Below are 17,144 nucleotides of genomic sequence, written 5' to 3'. Positions count from 1 at the left end.
TTCGAGCCTTACAGCACGGTCGCAGGCTCATTTTCTCCTCTGTAAGGCGCTTTCGAGCCTTACAGCACGGTCGCAGGCTCATTTTCTCCTCTGTAAGGCTCTTTCGAGCCTTACAGCACGGTCACAGGCTCATTTTCTCCTCTGTAAGGCTCTTTCGAGCCTTACAGCACAGTCGCAGGATCATTTTCTCCTCTGTAAGGCTCTTTCGAGCCTTACAGCACGGTAGCAGGCTCATTTTCTCCTCTGTAAGGCGCTTTCGAGCCTTACAGCACGGCCGCAGGCTCATTTTTTCCTCTGTAAGGCTCTTTCGAGCCTTACAGCACGGCAATTTGCGGCGCACTGGCCTCTGTAAGACTTAAAAGCGTCTTACAGATACGCTTTTTCGGTGTGCTGCCCTCTGCAAAGACCGGAACTCCGGCCTAACAAAAACCAGCACACTCCAGACTGCCAGGCACAACACACCCACTCCAAATGAAAAAACCTCCAAACCCGCTGTCCTAGCAGGTTTGGAGGTTTTTCACAAAATACAAGCTGTCGAGACAGCCCTTTTCCATCAAGCCTGTTGTACACGAAAGCTTAAGCCCAAGTAGGCTGCACTTTCAATACAACTTCTTTCTCGCGTTTGTAGCCGGCAGCCGAATCCGTCTCACTGGCAACCGCACTGATCGACGCAACAGCCGCAACAGACTCTTTCGCCGCAACAGCAGGCTTTTCCGCTTCCACCCGGCTAACGTCTGCGCCAAGAGAGGCGAGTTTGCCGGTAATGTTGACATATCCGCGGTCGACATGGTGAATGCCGCCGATTTCCGTCTCTCCATCAGCGCGCAAGGCTGCGCAAATAAGTGCAGCGCCGGCCCGCAGGTCGGTCGCGCTTACTTTTGCGCCTGTAAGCGAGCTGTTGCCGCTGACAATAGCTGAGCGTCCATCCACCTTAATTTGCGCATTCATTTTCCGGAACTCGTCGACATGCATGAAGCGGTTCTCAAATACCGTTTCAGTCACGACGGACGTTCCTTCCGATACGAGCAACAGCGCCATCATTTGCGACTGCATGTCGGTTGGGAAGCCTGGATGCGGCAACGTTTTGACGTCCACCGATTTCAAGTTCCGATCCGCCACGACTCGAATGCCGTTGTCCGACTCCTGCACGCCTACGCCCATCTCTTGCAGCTTCGAAATGACCGGAGTCAGGTGATCCGCGATCGCTCCTTCAATAAACACGTCTCCACCGGTAATAGCCGCGGCAATCATAAACGTACCCGCTTCCACACGATCGGGAATGACGTTGTGATGAGCGCCGTGCATACGGTCTACACCCTCAATTCGGATCAAGCCCGTTCCAGCTCCGCGTACTTTTCCGCCCATTGCATTCAAATAGTTGGCAAGATCGACGATTTCCGGTTCTTTCGCCGCATTCTCGATCGTCGTCGTGCCTTCAGCCAACACGGCAGCCATCATAATATTCTCGGTTGCTCCGACGCTGGCCACGTCCAAATAAATTTTCGCGCCCTTCAAACGGGACTTTACACTCGCTTCGATAAAGCCGTGTCCGAACGTAATATCGGCCCCCATCGCCTCGAAGCCCTTCAAATGCTGGTCGATCGGTCTTGTGCCGATTGCACAGCCGCCAGGAAGCGAAATACGCACTTTCCCGATTCTCGCCAGCAATGGCCCCATTACCAAGAAAGAAGCCCGCATTTTCCGAATAAGCTCGTAAGGAGCTTCGAAAGAATGAATGGAAGCAGCGTTCACTTTCATTGTTTCGTTATCGTAAACCAGTTCTGCGCCAAGAGACGCAAGCACCTGCTGAATAGTCATCACATCATCGAGGAGGGGGACGTCACAGATGACGCTTTCTCCTTCCGCTGCTAGTAAAGAGGCCGCCAATATTGGAAGTACTGCATTTTTAGCGCCGCTGACACGAACCGTTCCGGTCAAGCGCTGGCCTCCGCGGACGATAATTTTGGTCATCTTATAGTTCCCTCCGCGAACTGAATTCGTCGTTTAGCATGTTTCCGCTCCTTCTTAGCTCATTAAGCTTCGAACGGCAGCGGATTATTCATCCAAATTTCATCATAACATCCATTTACACAAATCGACAAGCATTAAATTATTGACAACTTTTACCTAGGCCATTGGACTTTAAAAGTGGCCGGAAACGGGAGCAGATTTGTCGACACCTGCCGAAGGATACGGGAATTTTGCGGTCGAAAACGCTGGCGCTATACAAGGTTCGCAGCTTATTGCGCTTTTCGTACCGTCATATACTATCCATTGTTAACTTAATCGGCGCAGGTTATTCGATAAAGCCCCTTAGCAACACCGTCCACGACCAGTAATCGAGCACAAAAGAAGCGAGGCCGTGCCCAATAACGATGGCTAAAATAACTTGAAAAAGCCTTGCCTTCGGGCTGCGCGGAAATTTAAAAAAGACATCCAGCTTTATTTCCTGCAGGATATACCAGACCAGAATAATGCACAGCAGTGTAACGACAATGGAGAACAGACCGGTCATACCGGACGTCATCGCGATGTTTCTCCATATTTGATCTGTTTCCATCTTATTCTCTCCTTACCATTATTGCTTCACGCTGGGCAAAAAAACTTGGCGCACGCCCAAACGGGCTAGCGTTTGCCATATACGCGATAAAGCAGCATCGCATACTCGGCGCGGCTCGCCTTATCGCCTGGTGCGTAACGATTGCCTTTCCTGCCATTCACATAGCCTTTTTTCTGCATCGCGTAAAGCATCGGCGCCGCCCAATGCGTTCTGTGCACATCGGAAAAGGGCGAAGTGGACGGCTCGATCGGCTTAAGCCCTTCCGCATAACCGATCATAACCGCCATCTCCGCCCGCGTCACAGGCCGATCAGGCTGAAATTGTTGATCCGGAAAACCCTTTACCCACCCATTTGCATTCGCTTTGCGCACAGCCGGATAAGCCCAATGCTTCGCATCCATATCTGTGAACGGGGAACCGCTGGCCGTGCTGACAGACGACGGCTCGTAGGCCTTGACCGCCATGGCAACCGCTTCGGCGCGCGTTATCGAACGGTCCGGCTCAAAGGCGTATTTTCCTGTACCGGACGCTATTCCACTAGAACTCAATTGTACGACCGCATCTCTTGCCCAATGATCGCCGATATCGCGGAAGCCGGCAACGAGCTCGTTGGTATCCACTCGGAATCGGTAGTACTGCTGATCGAAAGGGCGGTTAGATGTAAGTTTAACATAATAAACGCCTGGTTGAAAAAGCTTACTCGTTAGCGCAGCAGACCCTTTATCGTCGGACGATTGGACAAACAGCTGCTTTTGCTTTTTATCGTATACTTCCATTCGCATTCGTACGCCTGCAGGCACACCCGTAAGCTTCATGTCGACGAAGCTCTGTCTCGACAAACGCAGCTGGAACCAATCGACATCGCCGCTTTTGCCGATGAGGCCGATATACTCCGTGCCGGGACTCACCGACAGCGCTTCGTAATATTTATCGTTTGGCTCGTTCGGATCGTCGTATTTCGGCGTGTACTCCAATTTCAACGTATACGTTCCCGTTACCGGGCTAGCTTCGGAAGATATGGCGTTATGAACGCGGAAATAATATCGCCCTGGGGTAACGGTAAGCAGCGGCGACTGCTCCGTCTCCCCTTCATGCAAGTCATCGTAAACAATCAGCTGCTGACCGGCCCTTTGAATGGCAAGAGCCGGATCAATCCGTACCGTATTCGTGCTGAGCCTTGCCCGAAGCGTGCCGCCGGACGTAAATTGAATGGCATACCAGTCCTGATCGGCCGTTTGATGGAAAGTGCCGTAGACGGATTGGCTTTTCGGCTGAAGCAAAAACGCCTGAATGCTTTTATCGTTCGGTTCATGGACATCCGCTGCCATGCGGAAAGAAACCTCGATCAAGTAAGGCGTATCTGTTTTGAAATCCAGATTGAGCGGCTCGATCAACAGCAATTGACGGCCCGCTCCAACCGAAAATTCGAATGTCTTGCTGCCCAGCTTCGTTTCGTCGGCTTGAACAAGCTTATTGTTTTTATAATACGACACTTTGATCGGCGGAGCCGTCCTTCCGCTTGGCACCAGAGCCTCGTAAGCTACGGTAAGCTTACCGTCATATGGTGCTTTAACGGCATACCAGTCCTTGTCGCCGTTTTTGCCGAAAACAGCAGGTACTTGCTTATCGAGTGGCAGAAAAGCCGCTTGTGAAGCTTTGTCGTTCGGCTCGAAGCGATCGGGCGACAATGCCGTTTTTAGCGCCCGGTCTACGCGGAGCAAGCCGTATCCGGTACGGTTGTCAAAGCCGGGTGTCCCCGTATCATTCGTTGTTTGACGCAACAACTCACGGACCTGATAGGGTTTCATATTCGGGTAACGCGCCCATATGAGAGCTGCCGCGGCCGCCACTTGCGGAGCGGCCATTGAAGTCCCTTCCTCTTTCTTGTAACGGCCGCCAATCGCCGTCGTGAATACGTTCCATGGCGCCGCCAGATCGATTTCCGGACCGGAATTAGAGCGCGGGTCCGGTTTATTGTCCGGCCGAACGCCCCCGACCGCCAGAACGGTCGAATAGGCAGCCGGGTATTTAACCGCTGTTTTCTCGCCGAGAGAGAGACCGTCGTTGCCCGCCGCGGCGACGAGCAAAACACCCTTGCTCTCCGCGTATTCTACGATGTCCCGCATGTACGGCGAATAGCGGTAAAGCCCGACGGACAATACAATAATTTTCGCCTCTTTACGGACCGCATACAGAATGGCTTCCCCCAGGTCCTGCTCTGTCCCGTCTCCGCGATAGTCGAGCGCTTTAATTGGCATCAGCTTCGCCTTCCACAAGACACCCGACACGCCTTTGCCGTTATTGCCAACCGCGGCCAGCACTCCGGCAACGCTAGTGCCGTGTCCGTTATCGTCATCCGGCTGTTTGCCGTGCTGCACTAGATTCGTACCTGGCACTAAATTGTCTTTTAGATCAGGGTGGTCGAGATCGATCCCCGTATCGATGACCGCAATCGTCAGATCGGTCTGGTCATGAGCCGTCTTCCACGCTTCTATCGCTCCGATTTGACGAAGATGATTTTGCTTACCCAGTTCCGGATCGTTCGCCTCGGACGCGGCTGGAGCCAGTGCCTGCGCCTTGCTTGCCGATTCATCGGCCTGAGCGGCTGCTCCGGACTGCTCGTTAGTTTCTGGCAAGGCCAATATGCTGACGCGACCGTTCGGTTCCACGTATTCGACGCCGGATTCACTGTGCAGTCTCCCCAGCCAGGCGCAAAGATCGGCATCTGCTTCTTCCGGCTGAACAAGCCAAACAGCCGTCTCGTGCTGACGGCGAATCACCTGGGTCCCGATAAGCTCATGCGCTTCGGCCGGGTCATGCCATTTGAGAAGCCAGCCGTGCGGCTGCGGCTCCTCCTTGCAAGCCATTTCGAGCAAAGCAGCCTCCGTTTGTTCTTCCGCTGCGGACGCGGCCATACTAGCAGAAAACGGTATGCTTCCGCACAGCAGAACCGCAACTAAACAGGCGGCGATAATGATGTTATAGCGGCGATTTGTCATAAGTATCCTCATATTTTTTGCTTCGAATTAGGATGATGGGCTGTACGAGAGGCAGTCGCTGATTCGATTTTGAAGCCCCTCTGTACTAAACTTTGCAACGTCATGCGACTCCAACAAACTGACTCGTCAACGTTAAAAAGTTTCCAAATAGTAGTACGTATGGATACCTATAAAGTTCGCCTTCCATTCGAAAATTTCCTTTCATTTTACAAATTCGGGTCAAAAGACCCAGCGCAAATCGCTCTGTTTTTGTCGACTTATCCCCCTTGCCTCCTGTACCGAGTTTCCTGTGCGCCCTAGACAGCTCCCAGCGCGCAAAGCTGTGAAGCCTAAGACGGATAACGTTTCATTTTTACTCTTAACGATGATGTGCGGACCGCCTCCGTCGCGCTTCGCCCTGACCACGGCGCCTTAGGCGCCATAACACGCGCCAAGAGAGACTTGCAACGGTCACCACGACGAAAAAAATTCTCCACTCGGTATATATGCGAATGCATTCTCATTTTGAACTGATTTTACAGATTTGACATACGTGGACGTGGGGAGAACGTTACGCGACGGCAAAAAAGCGGCGCCTCCATTCTCAGCGCCGCTTCCATTTGTGCGATTCCGCCTATTTTTCGTTTCGTCAGCCCGGCATCAAGAACAAGTCGCCGCGAATCGTAAAGACCGCTTCGATCCAGTTCAGCAACGGCTCCGGCCATAAACCGAGCGCCACTGTAGCAATAGCGCACAGCCATATGACCGTACCGATCGCCGCCGGCACTCTTACCGGTTTATCCTCGCTGCTTGAACGCATAAACATCTGACGAATAACCGCAAAGTAAAAATAATAAGAAATGACGCTGCTGATCGCCATGATGGCAACCATCCAATACGCTTTCGCGCTGGCCGCTCCGAATAAAATAAACAGCTTGCCGAAAAATCCTGCGCTGATCGGAAGCCCGGCTAAGGACAGCAGGAAGACGACCATCGCCGCTGCCGTCCAAGGCGCCCGGTAATACAAACCGGAGAAACCACTCAATTCCTCGTTCCCTTCCGCTTGCCCAATTACGGTCACGACTGCGAAAGCGCCGATATTCATTAGCAGATAGGCAACGAGATAGAATATAAACTCCGCTACATTGTTGCTGTGCAGCACTGTAAAGTTAAGCGCGATCGGCACCAGCAAATAACCCGCATTCGCGACGCCGGACAAGGCCAGCAGCCGTTTCATTTGATACTGTCTAAGCGCGGCGATGTTGCCTATAATCATGGCGGCTGCAGCAATCGCCATCAAAGCGGTAAAAACATCATCGCCGACCTTCAGTCCGCTTCCTCCCGACGCGCTGAAGGCGGTGTTATATACAATCCGCAGCAGCGCGGCCAAGGCTGCGCCTTTAACAACAACGGCTAGAAAAGCCGATACCGGTGCAGGCGCACCCTGATAAACGTCTGGAGCCCAGGCGTGAAACGGAGCTGCGGCGATTTTAACCGCAAAGCCTGTCAGCAGCATGAAAAACCCGACATAGACAAGCGCCGGATAGCTCGAAGCCGCCTCTGGAAGCGCCGTCCGAAAGACGCTAAGGTCGACGGTGCCTGTCACTCCGTACAAGTAGGAAATACCGAACAGGATGAAAGCCGAAGAAATGCCGCCCGTTACCACATATTTGAATGCTGCTTCCGCAGATTGCGAGGACCGCTTGCGCAGCGCTACAAGAACGTAACTCGTAATGCTGAGCAGTTCCAGGCCGATGTACAAAGTAACGAGATTGCCCGAGGAAGCCATAATCATAGCTCCCGCAGCAGCCGGCAAAAGCAAATAATACAATTCTCCTTTTGCCGTTATCGTATCGTCCCGTTTAACCGAGGAAAGGGCCATCAGGACAATCAGCGACGTCGCTCCTAAAAAGGCGAGCTTCAGCAGACTGCCGAAATCGTCCACTACATAGCTGTAGTTCAGCCATTGATAGGAATGAGCCGCGGCCTCCCCGGCAGGATTCATCTCGACGATACGATAAATGGTCAATCCAGCCGCCGCAAGCAGTCCAAGCAAAGCGCCCCAGCCGATTACTTGACGGCTCTCGCTTTTCAAAAACAGATCAATCACGACCAGTACGAGGAAAAAAGCAGCTAAACACAGCTCAGGCGAGAGCAGCATATCCGTCCAAGTCATAGGAACTGTCGTCCATAGGCTCATCGCTTATCCCCCCGTCCTAGTCGCTAGAATAGATTGGATCATCGTTCCCGTGCTATAACCGAGCGCATCCGTTAGAATCGACGGGAAGCAGCCAAGCAGCACAATGCAAGCAAGCAGGAGGATCATCGGAATCGCCTCAATTAGACGAGCATCCTTAAGAGCTGCATATTTTTCATCCAGAGGACCGAAGGTCGTTCGCAATACGCTGCGTAAAATATAGACGGCCGCTAAAATAATCCCGATTACAGATGCGGCTGCAATGCCCGGATAGGCATCGAACAAACCGAGCAGCGATAAAAACTCTCCGACAAAGCCCGATAGACCCGGAAGTCCGAGAGAAGCCAAACCAGCCGCCAGCATGACGCCTGCGATAAATGGCAACGGACGGGCAAGACCGCCGAGCTCTTTCAGATCGGTCGTTTTCGTCCTTTCGTACAAGCTGCCGACAATAAGGAACAACAAAGCTGAGATGAGACCGTGCGATACGAGCTGAAAGACTGCCCCTTGCAACCCCGTCTCGTTAAAAGCCGCAAGCCCCAGCAGCGCGATTCCCATATGACTGATCGAGGAATACGCCAGCACAAGCTTTAGTTCCGTTTGCCTGAAAGCAATGACGGCACCGTACAGCAAATTGATAAGTCCAAGAACGGCCAGCACTGCCGCCCAGCTCTTTGCCTGCTCCGGGAATAGCAAGATGCCGAAACGGATCATCCCGTAAGCGCCCATTTTCAACAAAATGCCGGAGTGGATCATCACGATCGACGGCGGAGCTTCCGCATGCACTTTTAACATCCACGTATGGAACGGAAACAACGGAAGCTTGATCGCAAAAGTCGTCATGAGCAAAATAAACAGCGTCCAGCCCATTGCGTCTGACATTAGAAACGGGTTGACCCCTCCCGTAAGCTCGGGCGATAGGTTCACCCATGCCGAAGGGTCGGCGAGATTTCGCGTTATGTCGCTGTAGCTTCCGCTATAAATAAACGACAGTGCGTCCCCTGACTGCTCGATGCGAAATCCGGCCGTATTTATGAGAATCACGAAAGCGATTAGCATCAATGCCGAGCCAAGACCGTTATAAAGCAGGAACTGATTGGCGGCCCTTTCCCGATTGTAAAAGCCCCATATTCCGATTAAAAAATACATCGCAATGATCGTCAGCTCGAAACCGACGAAAAATAGCATGAGATCTCGGGCTAGAAAAACGGCTAGCATGCCGGTTTCCAATACTAGAAACCATGCATAAAACGCCTTCCATCTCTTTTTGACAAAAACCGAAGCCAGTGCGGCCATCGCCGTAATAAGCGAAGTGAGAAGGACAAGCGCCAGCGACAAACCGTCTATGCCGAGCGCGTATTGCAATATCAGCTTATACTCCGTCGGATTGCTTTGCTGGGCCTCCTTATTTAAAGGCATCTCGACCCAAGTCGCTTGCTCTTCGTAAGACGAATCTCCGTGATGATTCAAAAAATCGGCGTAAAGCCAGCAAGAAAGAACAAGCGGGATAAGCGTCGTCACGACGGCCGCCGTTTGCAGCCAGCGATTTCGTTGTTTGGGCAGCAGCATGACGATCAATAGACCGACAAGCGGCGATAATAATATGATCGATAAAATAGGAAACGCGGAGGGGATCGCCATTTTACCAGAACCTCCTTCCGACGAACGCGACAATCAAAACGATACAACCGATCAACGCAGCAAGGCCATACGTCTGAACCTGTCCGTTGCTCAGCCTGGCGGCAGCGCGACCGGAGGCTCGTACCGCGCCGCCGACAAGCCGTACTGCACCACCTACGACAAACTCGTCAAACACGGCCAGCGAGGAAGCAAGACCACGGAGCGGTTTTACTATGACCAAGCGATAGAACGCGTCGACATAATAGCCGTTCTCCAATAATCGCGGCAGCCAAGCCTCTTTTCTGTTTCCGCTTCCTCTCGCATATAGCCGCCAACCGAAAAACAGCCCGAGCGCTCCCGCTGCGATAGATGCAACAATGATGACCGCATTAACGTGCGCTTCCGCCGTCCCGCCTGCCCCGAGCCATTCGTTCAGCCACCCTTTCCACGGCGTCTCTATAAACCCGGCTAGTACGGACACGGCCGCTAGCGCAACGAGCGGAATCGTCATGCTAATCGGCGCTTTAGGCTTAGGCGAGTCTGCCAACGAAGCACGTGGCTTGCCCAGAAAGACGAGAATATAAAGCCTCGCCATATAGAGCGCTGTGCAGAAAGCAGCCGCCAGCCCGATCGCAAACAGAAGCGGATTGGCCTCCCATGCAGCCGATAAAATAACATCCTTCGACCAGAAGCCCGAGAAAGGCGGTATGCCGGCAAGCGCCAGCGCCCCAATCCCGAACGTCCAGGACGTCAAGCGCATCCTGCCGTGCAGGCCTCCCATTTGGCGAATATCTTGCGTATGTACAGCGTGTATAACAGCTCCCGCTCCCAAGAACAGCAGCGCCTTGAAGAAAGCGTGAGTAAACAGATGGAACAAGCTGCCGGTTACCGAGCCCAGACCGATTGCCATCACCATGTAACCAAGCTGGCTTATCGTAGAGTAAGCGAGTATTCGCTTTATGTCGTGCTGAGCGAGTGCGATTGTAGCAGCAAAGATAGCTGTAAAGCCGCCGACGTACGCGACCGTGTGCATTGCAGTCTCGGATGCGCTAAAAATATCGAAAGTGCGGGCCAGCAGGAAGACGCCAGCCGCCACCATCGTTGCCGCATGAATCAACGCACTGATCGGCGTAGGTCCTTCCATCGCGTCGGGAAGCCATACATGAAGCGGGAATTGACCCGATTTGCCCATCGCGCCCAGAAAGAGAAGAAGCGCGATCAACGTCGTAATGCCAGCAGCCATAGCGCCGGTCTGGCCTTCGTGGAACACATTGTGGATCGTCGTGAAGTCCAGTGCATGCCCTGGCATATACCAGAATAAGAGAAAGATCGCGATCAGCAGGCCAACGTCCCCGATCCGGGTGACGATGAACGCTTTTTTAGCCGCTGCCTTCGCTTCGGGTTTCGCGTACCAGAAACCAATTAAGAGGAAGGAGCATACCCCGACAAGCTCCCAGAACAAGTACAGCGAGAGCATATTGTCGGACAAAACGAGTCCAAGCATGGAAAACGAAAATAAAGAAATATAGCTATAAAATACCGTTATTCTTTCGTCGTTCTTCATATATCCGGCCGAATAGACGTGAACGGCAAAACTGACAGCCGTTACAATAACGAGCATAAGCGTCGTCAGGTTGGTGACCTCGAAGCCTATCCGCAGTGTATAATCGCCGATGGAAATCCATTTAAAGCTGTTGCTGTAATCCACCGCTTCGGCGCTAAGCCGCTCGAACAGCACGAGCAGCGACATGATGAGCGACGCCAGCGAGCCTAGCGAGCCGATCAGCACAGCCGTGTTTCGATAGCTTCGGCCTAACGCAAGAAGCACGAGGAAAGCCGCTAACGGAAAGATCGGAATCAGCCATGCCGATTGGGTGTACATATCCATGTCGCGCTACCTCCTCATTTCATCATATTCGTCCACGTTCACCGTACCTCGCGCGCGGAACAGTGCGATCAGCACGGCAACGCCGACTGCCGCTTCGGCAGCCGCTACTGTAATGGCGAACAGTGAAAACAGCTGTCCTGTCAGCGAGGGGATGACGCCATACTTAGAAAAAGCGATCAAGTTCAAATTGACCGCATTCAGCATAAGCTCGATCGACAGTAATACGACCACTGCATTTCGTTTGACCAACGCCCCATACAAACCAAGGCAAAACAAAATCGCGGCCATCGTCAAATAAGAGGGAAGCATCTTATTTCGCCTCCTTGTCATCTTGATCCGGCACTTGTTCCTCATGCCCTGCAGGGTTCTCGCCTTGGCGGCCTGATGCCCGCTCCGGTTCAGCCGCATCGGACGCTTGAGGCACTTCTTCCGGGACTGCCAGACTATTGCCAGCGGTATGTGCGGAAACCGCCGTTTCGAGTCCCGGCTTGTCGCGACCTTCACTGCGCTTAGCAATTGCGATCGCGCCGATAAAAGCGACAGTTAGCAGAACCGAAAGCAGTTCGAACGGCACCACGTAATCGGTGTACAACAACTTACCGATTTGCATCGTATTGTCGTCTCCGCCTTGGAACGGCTGTGGATCAGGAAACTCGGTCGTCCGAATCGCGAAAAACAACAAGCCAAACAAGGCGAGCGCCGCCACAGCGGCCAGTCCTTCATGGAGCGGTTTGACCTTCTCGTCCTTGCCGTCTTCACGGTGATTGGTCATCATAATCCCGAAAACCATCAAAATTGAGACCGCACCGGCATAGATCAGCACTTGTACGAAGGCGACGAACTCTGCCTCCAACAACACGAACATGCCGGCCAGCCCAAGAAATACACCGGCCATCGACAATACCATATGCACGACCCGCTGAAGACTGATCATCAGTACCGCGCCGCAAATAATAATGGCAGCGAAAAAAAAGAAAGCGACAAACTCGCCGGTAAAATCAATCTTAAACAATTATTTGGCGCCCCCTTTAGCCGGTGCCCCGATGTTATTGTTATCCTTTCGAACGAGCGTATTGTTGTCGGTCAGCCAGCCGGCATCCTTGAATAAATCGTCGCGGCTATATGCCGACAGCTCGAAATGATTCGTCATGACGATCGCCTCGGTCGGACATACCTCTGTACATAGATCGCATAATATACAAATTTCAAAGTTGATATCGAACGTATCGATTACTTTTCCTTTTTTGTCCGGATCGGGATTGGGCTTGCCCGTAAGCGTTATGCAATCGGTCGGACAAATTCTGGCGCATTGATTGCAAACGATGCATAGATCGGGAATGAAATGCTGGATGCCCCGGAAACGGTCCGGCATTTCGAACGGCACATCGGGATAGGAAGTGGTTACTTTTTCCGACGTCAATGATTTGAGCGTAACACCTAAACCACGGAACAGTCCATTCATTTCTGATTCCTCCTAAGAGTTTTACGAAGTAAAACTTACTTCGAAAGCATAAGCTTAAAGTTTTGCGAAGCAAAACTTACTTCGAAAGCATAAGCTTAAATTTTTGTGGGCTCCAATCAGTGCATGACTTGAAGTGAGGGGAAGCGCTGCGGGTCAGAGGGTTCTTCCGATCGCCATTAAAGCCTGATTCCTTTCTTTTATAGTTGTCTGCGGGAGGAATCATGCTTTAAAAGCGACCACTTTCGTTTCTCCAGAATCCCTCTGACCCTCCACTTTTTCTCCTTTCCGCCAAGCACTGATTTAAGTGGAGCCGAAAAATCATATATATTGAAACCACACATCGAATGAGAAGAAACAAATCCGTCGTTATTGAAATCGACGAGTGTTCTTCAACAAATCTGAGTTTTGCAGAGCCAGACTCCTCATTTTACGAATACCTCAAGATAAACGGCCGTCAGAAATACGTTGAGCAGAGACACGGGCAGCAGCACCTTCCAGCCCAGCCCCATGAGCTGATCGACCCTGATGCGCGGGAACGTCGCCCGAATCCAGAACAGAAAGAAAACGATAAACGCGAATTTGAGCATGAACCAAATAATGCCCGGCACAAAATCGAGAAACGGCGCGGGAGCATGCCAGCCGCCTAGAAACAACACCGTCGTCAATGCGGCGATCGCATACACGTACACATATTCGGTGAGCATGAAGAACGCGAAACGGAAGCCGCTGTACTCGACATGATAACCGGCCACTAGTTCCGATTCAGCCTCCGGCAAATCGAAAGGCGTCCGATTCAACTCGGATACCGCCGCGATTATGAACACGACAAAGCCGATAATTTGCGGGAGGAAGTTCCAGTTCCAGAACCATCCGCCATCCTGGGCCGCAACGATGTCGCGCAGGTTGAGACTGCCGCTGAGCAGAATGACGCCGACAACCGAGATGACAAGCGGCACCTCGTAGCTAATCATTTGCGCAGCCGAGCGCATGCCTCCGAGCAGCGCGTATTTATTGTTGGACGCCCATCCGCCAATCACGATCGCAAGCGTCGAAATGCCGGACAAGGCCACGTAATACAACAACCCGACGTTCAGGTCGGCAAAATACAGCTTTTGCGTATAGGGGATTACGGCGAGCACAGTGAATGCCGGTATGTAAGCCAATACGGGAGCGAGAACGAACAGCGCCCGATCAGCCTTCCGCGGAATGGTGTCTTCCTTGATCAGCAGCTTGAAAATATCGGCCACAGTCTGCAGCAGCCCAAGCGGCCCAACCCGGTTAGGCCCTTGACGAAGCTGCATCCATCCAATGACTTTTCGCTCGAAATAAATCGCATAAGTCACGAAGCCCAGCACGATTACGAGAAACAAAACGCCCCATAAAAAAAGGATCAGTGCGTTCCCCCAAGTCATCGGTCCGTTCAGCCAAGCTCCCATCAGCAATCGACCTCCCCGACCACAATATCGACCCCGCCGAGTATCGTAATTAGATTCGTCATCGTTTCTCCGACAAGCAGCTTGGGCAGTATTTGCAAATTGACGAATGAAGGCCTTCGGAATTTAAGCCGGTATGGCTCCGCCTTGCCCTTCGAGACAATATGGCAGCCGATCTCGCCGCGCGGCGACTCAATTCGGACGTACACCTCGCCTGCTGGCGGGCGAATGACGCGCGGCGCTTTGCCCATCGTCTCGCCGCCTTGAGGAAACTGTTCCAACGCCTGCTTCAATATCCGCAAGCTTTGCTGGATCTCCTCCAGCCGAATGCGGTAACGGTCGTAGCAATCGCCGTTTTTTCCCAGCGGGACGTCGAATTCGAACCGGTCATATAAGCTGTATGGCTCGGCCTTCCGCAAGTCCCAATCGACGCCAGTGCAGCGAAGATTTGCGCCTGACAGCCCATAGTCGATCGCCGTCTCCGCATCGTATTGGCCGATTCCTTTTATTCTGGCGAGAAAGATTTCGTTGCCGCTGACCAGTTTGTCGTATTCCTTCAACTTGCTTTCCATATAAGGGATGAACTCTCGTACTTTATCGAGCCAGCCGGGAGGCGCATCCCACTTCACGCCGCCCACCCGCATATAGTTGTAGGTAAGCCGGGCGCCGCACAGCTCGTTAAATAAGTTAATAATCGTTTCTCTGTCGCGAAACGCGTACAGAAACGGACTCATCGCGCCAATATCAAGCAAATAAGTACCCCACCAGACTAGATGGCTCGCCACTCTCTGAAGCTCCATCACGACTAATCGCAAAAACTCCGCCCTTTCGGGCACTTCGAGCCCCATCATCGTCTCTACGGCATGAACGAGCACATAATTGTTTGTCATGGCGGACACATAGTCCATTCGGTCGGTATAAGGAATAATTTGCGTATAATTCAAGTCTTCGGCGAGCTTCTCGGTACCGCGATGCAAGTAGCCCATGACCGGCTTCGCTTCGGTTATCACTTCTCCATCCAGCTTGACGACCAGCCGAAAGACGCCGTGCGTGCTAGGATGCTGGGGTCCGACATTAAGCAGCAGTTCTTCTGTACGAATCACGGCGCAGCTTACACCTCCGAGTCCAACGGTTCGTAATCTTTGCGCAGCGGGTGTCCAACCCAATCGTCGGGCATCATGATGCGGCGCAAATCGGGATGTCCCGTAAACGTAATTCCGAGCAAATCGTATATTTCGCGCTCATTCCAGTTGGCCGTCGACCATACGGATGTGACGGAGTCGAGCGCCGGCGCTTCGCGCTCTACTTTTACTTTGACCGCCAGCTCTTTTCGGCTTGTCAGCGATACTAGATGATAGACGGTTTCCAGATGAGTCTCGTAATCGACGCCGGATACGTTTCGCAAATAATGAAACCCAAACGCTTCATGTCCCTTCAACGCTTTTGCAGTCGACAGCCAAGCATCCTTCTTTATAACCAGCGTTGGCATATGTCCGTTCAGCTCGTTAATATAAGCTTCCTCGACCGCTTCTGAGCCGACAAGCTGTTTCAGGAGCGCAGCCGCAGCTTCCACCTCCGGCTGCTTCGGGGACGGCTCCGGCGGAGCAGCCTGCGCCGCTTCCGCATCCGCCTTCTCCTTCGCCGCCTGCCGTGCTGCGCGCGCTTCTGCCGCCGCTTTCAGCTTCGCTTCGCGCTCCGGGTCGGCTGCGGCTCCTTCTGGCGCGACGCTTCCGACCGCTTCCGCCTTCGCTGCCTGCCGCGCCGCTCGTGCTTCTGCCGCCGCTTTCAGCTTCGCTTCGCGCTCCGAGTCGGCTGCGGTCCCTTCCGGCGCAACGCCTCCGACCGCTTCCGCCTTCGCCGCCTGCCTCGCCGCTCGCGCTTCTGCCGCCGCTTTCAGCTTCGCTTCGCGCTCCGGGTCTGCTGCGGTCCCTTCCAGCGCAACGCCTCCGACCGCTTCCGCCTTTGCTGCCTGCTCTTCCTCTTGCCCTCGTTCTTCTCTCTGCTCTTCCCCCTGCCTCAGATCCTTCTTTTCTTCCTCGCTCATCGCCCAGTCACCCGCTTCCCGGTTTTCGCCTCGTAGCGGATCTTCTCCTGCAGCTTGTTGATGCCGTAGATTAATGCGGCCGGGTTTGGCGGGCAGCCTGGGATGTAGACATCCACCGGTACGATTTGATCAACGCCCTTAATAACGGCGTACGATTTCACGTACGGACCGCCTGCTGTTGCACAGGAGCCCATCGCGATCACCCATTTCGGCTCCGGCATTTGATCGTATAGTCTGCGCAGCAGCGGGCCCATTTTCTTCGTCACCGTGCCCGCTACGATCATAACGTCGGATTGTCTGGGCGACGTACGGAACATGACGCCAAACCGGTCCAAATCGTAATGCGACGCTCCGGTTCCCATCATCTCGATGGCGCAGCAAGCCAGTCCGAACGTCAGCGGCCACAATGAATTGCTTCTCGCCCACGCCTTCAACTGTTCCAGCGTACCCATAAATACGTTCCGTTCCAGCTCGCGGCGTTCCTCCAGCGTAATTGATTCTAAACCGAATTCCATTGCAGCACCTTCTTCTTCCAGGCATATAGAAGACCGATTAGCAGCATGCCGGCAAAAATAAGCATTTCGACCAGCACAAAAAGGCCGAGCTTGTTATACGCAACGGCCCAAGGGTATAAGAAAACGGTTTCCACATCAAAAATGACAAACATCAGCGCGAAAATATAATACCGGATGTTAAAACGAACTTGCCCTTCTCCGACCGGCTCATTGCCGCTCTCGTAGGTTGTCTGCTTCGGGTCGGTCGGTTTGTGCGGCCTGAGCAGCCGGCCGGCGGTCAAAGCCGCGACAGGCAGCAAAATGCCAAGCACAATAAAAATAGCCACAACGACATACTGGTTAACGTAGTGATCCACGCAATCGCCTCCGTCATTTGTGAGGATGGGCTGACCCTTTTGCTTGTTTAATTTTCCTCACAATTATAACAAATGCTTCCACACTCGTCTA

Annotated in this window: 14 protein-coding genes; all 14 read right to left on the bottom strand. The window is 53.0% G+C overall.

All coding sequences use genetic code 11. The features are described from left to right. Window positions 1-576: 576 nt before the first annotated feature. The 14 genes from murA to ACFVTB_RS09735 all read right to left on the bottom strand — a co-directional run bounded on the left by murA (window position 577) and on the right by ACFVTB_RS09735 (window position 17,053). On the bottom strand, window positions 577-1,971 hold the full coding sequence (gene murA / locus ACFVTB_RS09800) for a UDP-N-acetylglucosamine 1-carboxyvinyltransferase (protein WP_387747901.1): 1,395 nt from the start codon (window positions 1,969-1,971) through the stop codon (window positions 577-579). A 325-nt stretch (window positions 1,972-2,296) separates the two neighbouring features. Beyond that, window positions 2,297-2,560 carry a DUF1146 domain-containing protein gene (locus ACFVTB_RS09795; RefSeq protein WP_387747899.1) on the bottom strand — a complete coding sequence of 88 codons (264 nt, stop codon included), beginning with the start codon at window positions 2,558-2,560 and terminating at the stop codon, window positions 2,297-2,299. A gap of 65 nt (window positions 2,561-2,625) precedes the next feature. Continuing rightward, a complete protein-coding gene (locus tag ACFVTB_RS09790; protein WP_387747897.1) occupies window positions 2,626-5,559 on the bottom strand; it encodes a S8 family peptidase in 2,934 nt (977 codons plus the stop codon). A gap of 628 nt (window positions 5,560-6,187) precedes the next feature. Then, complete coding sequence (locus tag ACFVTB_RS09785; RefSeq protein WP_387747895.1) at window positions 6,188-7,738, bottom strand: NADH-quinone oxidoreductase subunit N; 1,551 nt, start codon at window positions 7,736-7,738, stop codon at window positions 6,188-6,190. A gap of 3 nt (window positions 7,739-7,741) precedes the next feature. Continuing rightward, complete coding sequence (locus ACFVTB_RS09780; RefSeq protein WP_387747893.1) at window positions 7,742-9,376, bottom strand: complex I subunit 4 family protein; 1,635 nt, start codon at window positions 9,374-9,376, stop codon at window positions 7,742-7,744. 1 nt (window position 9,377) lies between these two features. Beyond that, on the bottom strand, window positions 9,378-11,243 hold the full coding sequence (nuoL, locus tag ACFVTB_RS09775; RefSeq protein WP_387747891.1) for an NADH-quinone oxidoreductase subunit L: 1,866 nt from the start codon (window positions 11,241-11,243) through the stop codon (window positions 9,378-9,380). Window positions 11,244-11,249: 6 nt separating this feature from the next. Continuing rightward, window positions 11,250-11,552, bottom strand: a complete 303-nt coding sequence (gene nuoK, locus ACFVTB_RS09770; RefSeq protein WP_387747888.1) for an NADH-quinone oxidoreductase subunit NuoK — start codon at window positions 11,550-11,552, stop codon at window positions 11,250-11,252. Window position 11,553: 1 nt separating this feature from the next. Beyond that, window positions 11,554-12,255 (bottom strand): NADH-quinone oxidoreductase subunit J, encoded by a 702-nt coding sequence (locus tag ACFVTB_RS09765; protein WP_387747886.1) that lies wholly within the window; start codon window positions 12,253-12,255, stop codon window positions 11,554-11,556. Then, window positions 12,256-12,705 (bottom strand): NADH-quinone oxidoreductase subunit NuoI, encoded by a 450-nt coding sequence (gene nuoI, locus ACFVTB_RS09760; RefSeq protein ID WP_387747884.1) that lies wholly within the window; start codon window positions 12,703-12,705, stop codon window positions 12,256-12,258. A 422-nt stretch (window positions 12,706-13,127) separates the two neighbouring features. Further along, window positions 13,128-14,141, bottom strand: coding sequence for an NADH-quinone oxidoreductase subunit NuoH (gene nuoH / locus ACFVTB_RS09755; protein ID WP_387747882.1), 1,014 nt, complete (start codon window positions 14,139-14,141; stop codon window positions 13,128-13,130). After that, a complete protein-coding gene (locus ACFVTB_RS09750; RefSeq protein WP_387747880.1) occupies window positions 14,141-15,241 on the bottom strand; it encodes an NADH-quinone oxidoreductase subunit D in 1,101 nt (366 codons plus the stop codon). The genes nuoH and ACFVTB_RS09750 overlap by 1 nt, the downstream gene beginning before the upstream one ends. 8 nt (window positions 15,242-15,249) lie before the next feature. Beyond that, window positions 15,250-16,182 carry an NADH-quinone oxidoreductase subunit C gene (locus ACFVTB_RS09745; RefSeq protein ID WP_387747878.1) on the bottom strand — a complete coding sequence of 311 codons (933 nt, stop codon included), beginning with the start codon at window positions 16,180-16,182 and terminating at the stop codon, window positions 15,250-15,252. Further along, on the bottom strand, window positions 16,179-16,697 hold the full coding sequence (locus tag ACFVTB_RS09740) for a NuoB/complex I 20 kDa subunit family protein (RefSeq protein ID WP_387747876.1): 519 nt from the start codon (window positions 16,695-16,697) through the stop codon (window positions 16,179-16,181). Before ACFVTB_RS09740 ends, ACFVTB_RS09745 begins: the two co-directional genes overlap by 4 nt. Beyond that, window positions 16,682-17,053, bottom strand: a complete 372-nt coding sequence (locus ACFVTB_RS09735; RefSeq protein WP_387747874.1) for an NADH-quinone oxidoreductase subunit A — start codon at window positions 17,051-17,053, stop codon at window positions 16,682-16,684. Before ACFVTB_RS09735 ends, ACFVTB_RS09740 begins: the two co-directional genes overlap by 16 nt. Between the last annotated feature and the right edge of the window lie 91 nt (window positions 17,054-17,144).

The organism is Paenibacillus sp. NPDC058071, assembly GCF_042885235.1.
Classification (GTDB): Bacteria; Bacillota; Bacilli; order Paenibacillales; family Paenibacillaceae; genus Pristimantibacillus.
The sequence above is the reverse complement of the archived record's forward strand: the minus strand, read 5'-3'. Positions and strand labels throughout refer to the sequence as shown.

Coding starts and splice junctions, on each gene's coding strand:
- murA (WP_387747901.1), bottom strand. CDS start 1,971: ATGACCAAAATTATCGTCCGCGGAGGCCAGCGCTTGACCGGAACGGTT.
- ACFVTB_RS09795 (WP_387747899.1), bottom strand. CDS start 2,560: ATGGAAACAGATCAAATATGGAGAAACATCGCGATGACGTCCGGTATG.
- ACFVTB_RS09790 (WP_387747897.1), bottom strand. CDS start 5,559: ATGACAAATCGCCGCTATAACATCATTATCGCCGCCTGTTTAGTTGCG.
- ACFVTB_RS09785 (WP_387747895.1), bottom strand. CDS start 7,738: ATGAGCCTATGGACGACAGTTCCTATGACTTGGACGGATATGCTGCTC.
- ACFVTB_RS09780 (WP_387747893.1), bottom strand. CDS start 9,376: ATGGCGATCCCCTCCGCGTTTCCTATTTTATCGATCATATTATTATCG.
- nuoL (WP_387747891.1), bottom strand. CDS start 11,243: ATGGATATGTACACCCAATCGGCATGGCTGATTCCGATCTTTCCGTTA.
- nuoK (WP_387747888.1), bottom strand. CDS start 11,552: ATGCTTCCCTCTTATTTGACGATGGCCGCGATTTTGTTTTGCCTTGGT.
- nuoI (WP_387747884.1), bottom strand. CDS start 12,705: ATGAATGGACTGTTCCGTGGTTTAGGTGTTACGCTCAAATCATTGACG.
- nuoH (WP_387747882.1), bottom strand. CDS start 14,141: ATGGGAGCTTGGCTGAACGGACCGATGACTTGGGGGAACGCACTGATC.
- ACFVTB_RS09745 (WP_387747878.1), bottom strand. CDS start 16,182: ATGAGCGAGGAAGAAAAGAAGGATCTGAGGCAGGGGGAAGAGCAGAGA.
- ACFVTB_RS09740 (WP_387747876.1), bottom strand. CDS start 16,697: ATGGAATTCGGTTTAGAATCAATTACGCTGGAGGAACGCCGCGAGCTG.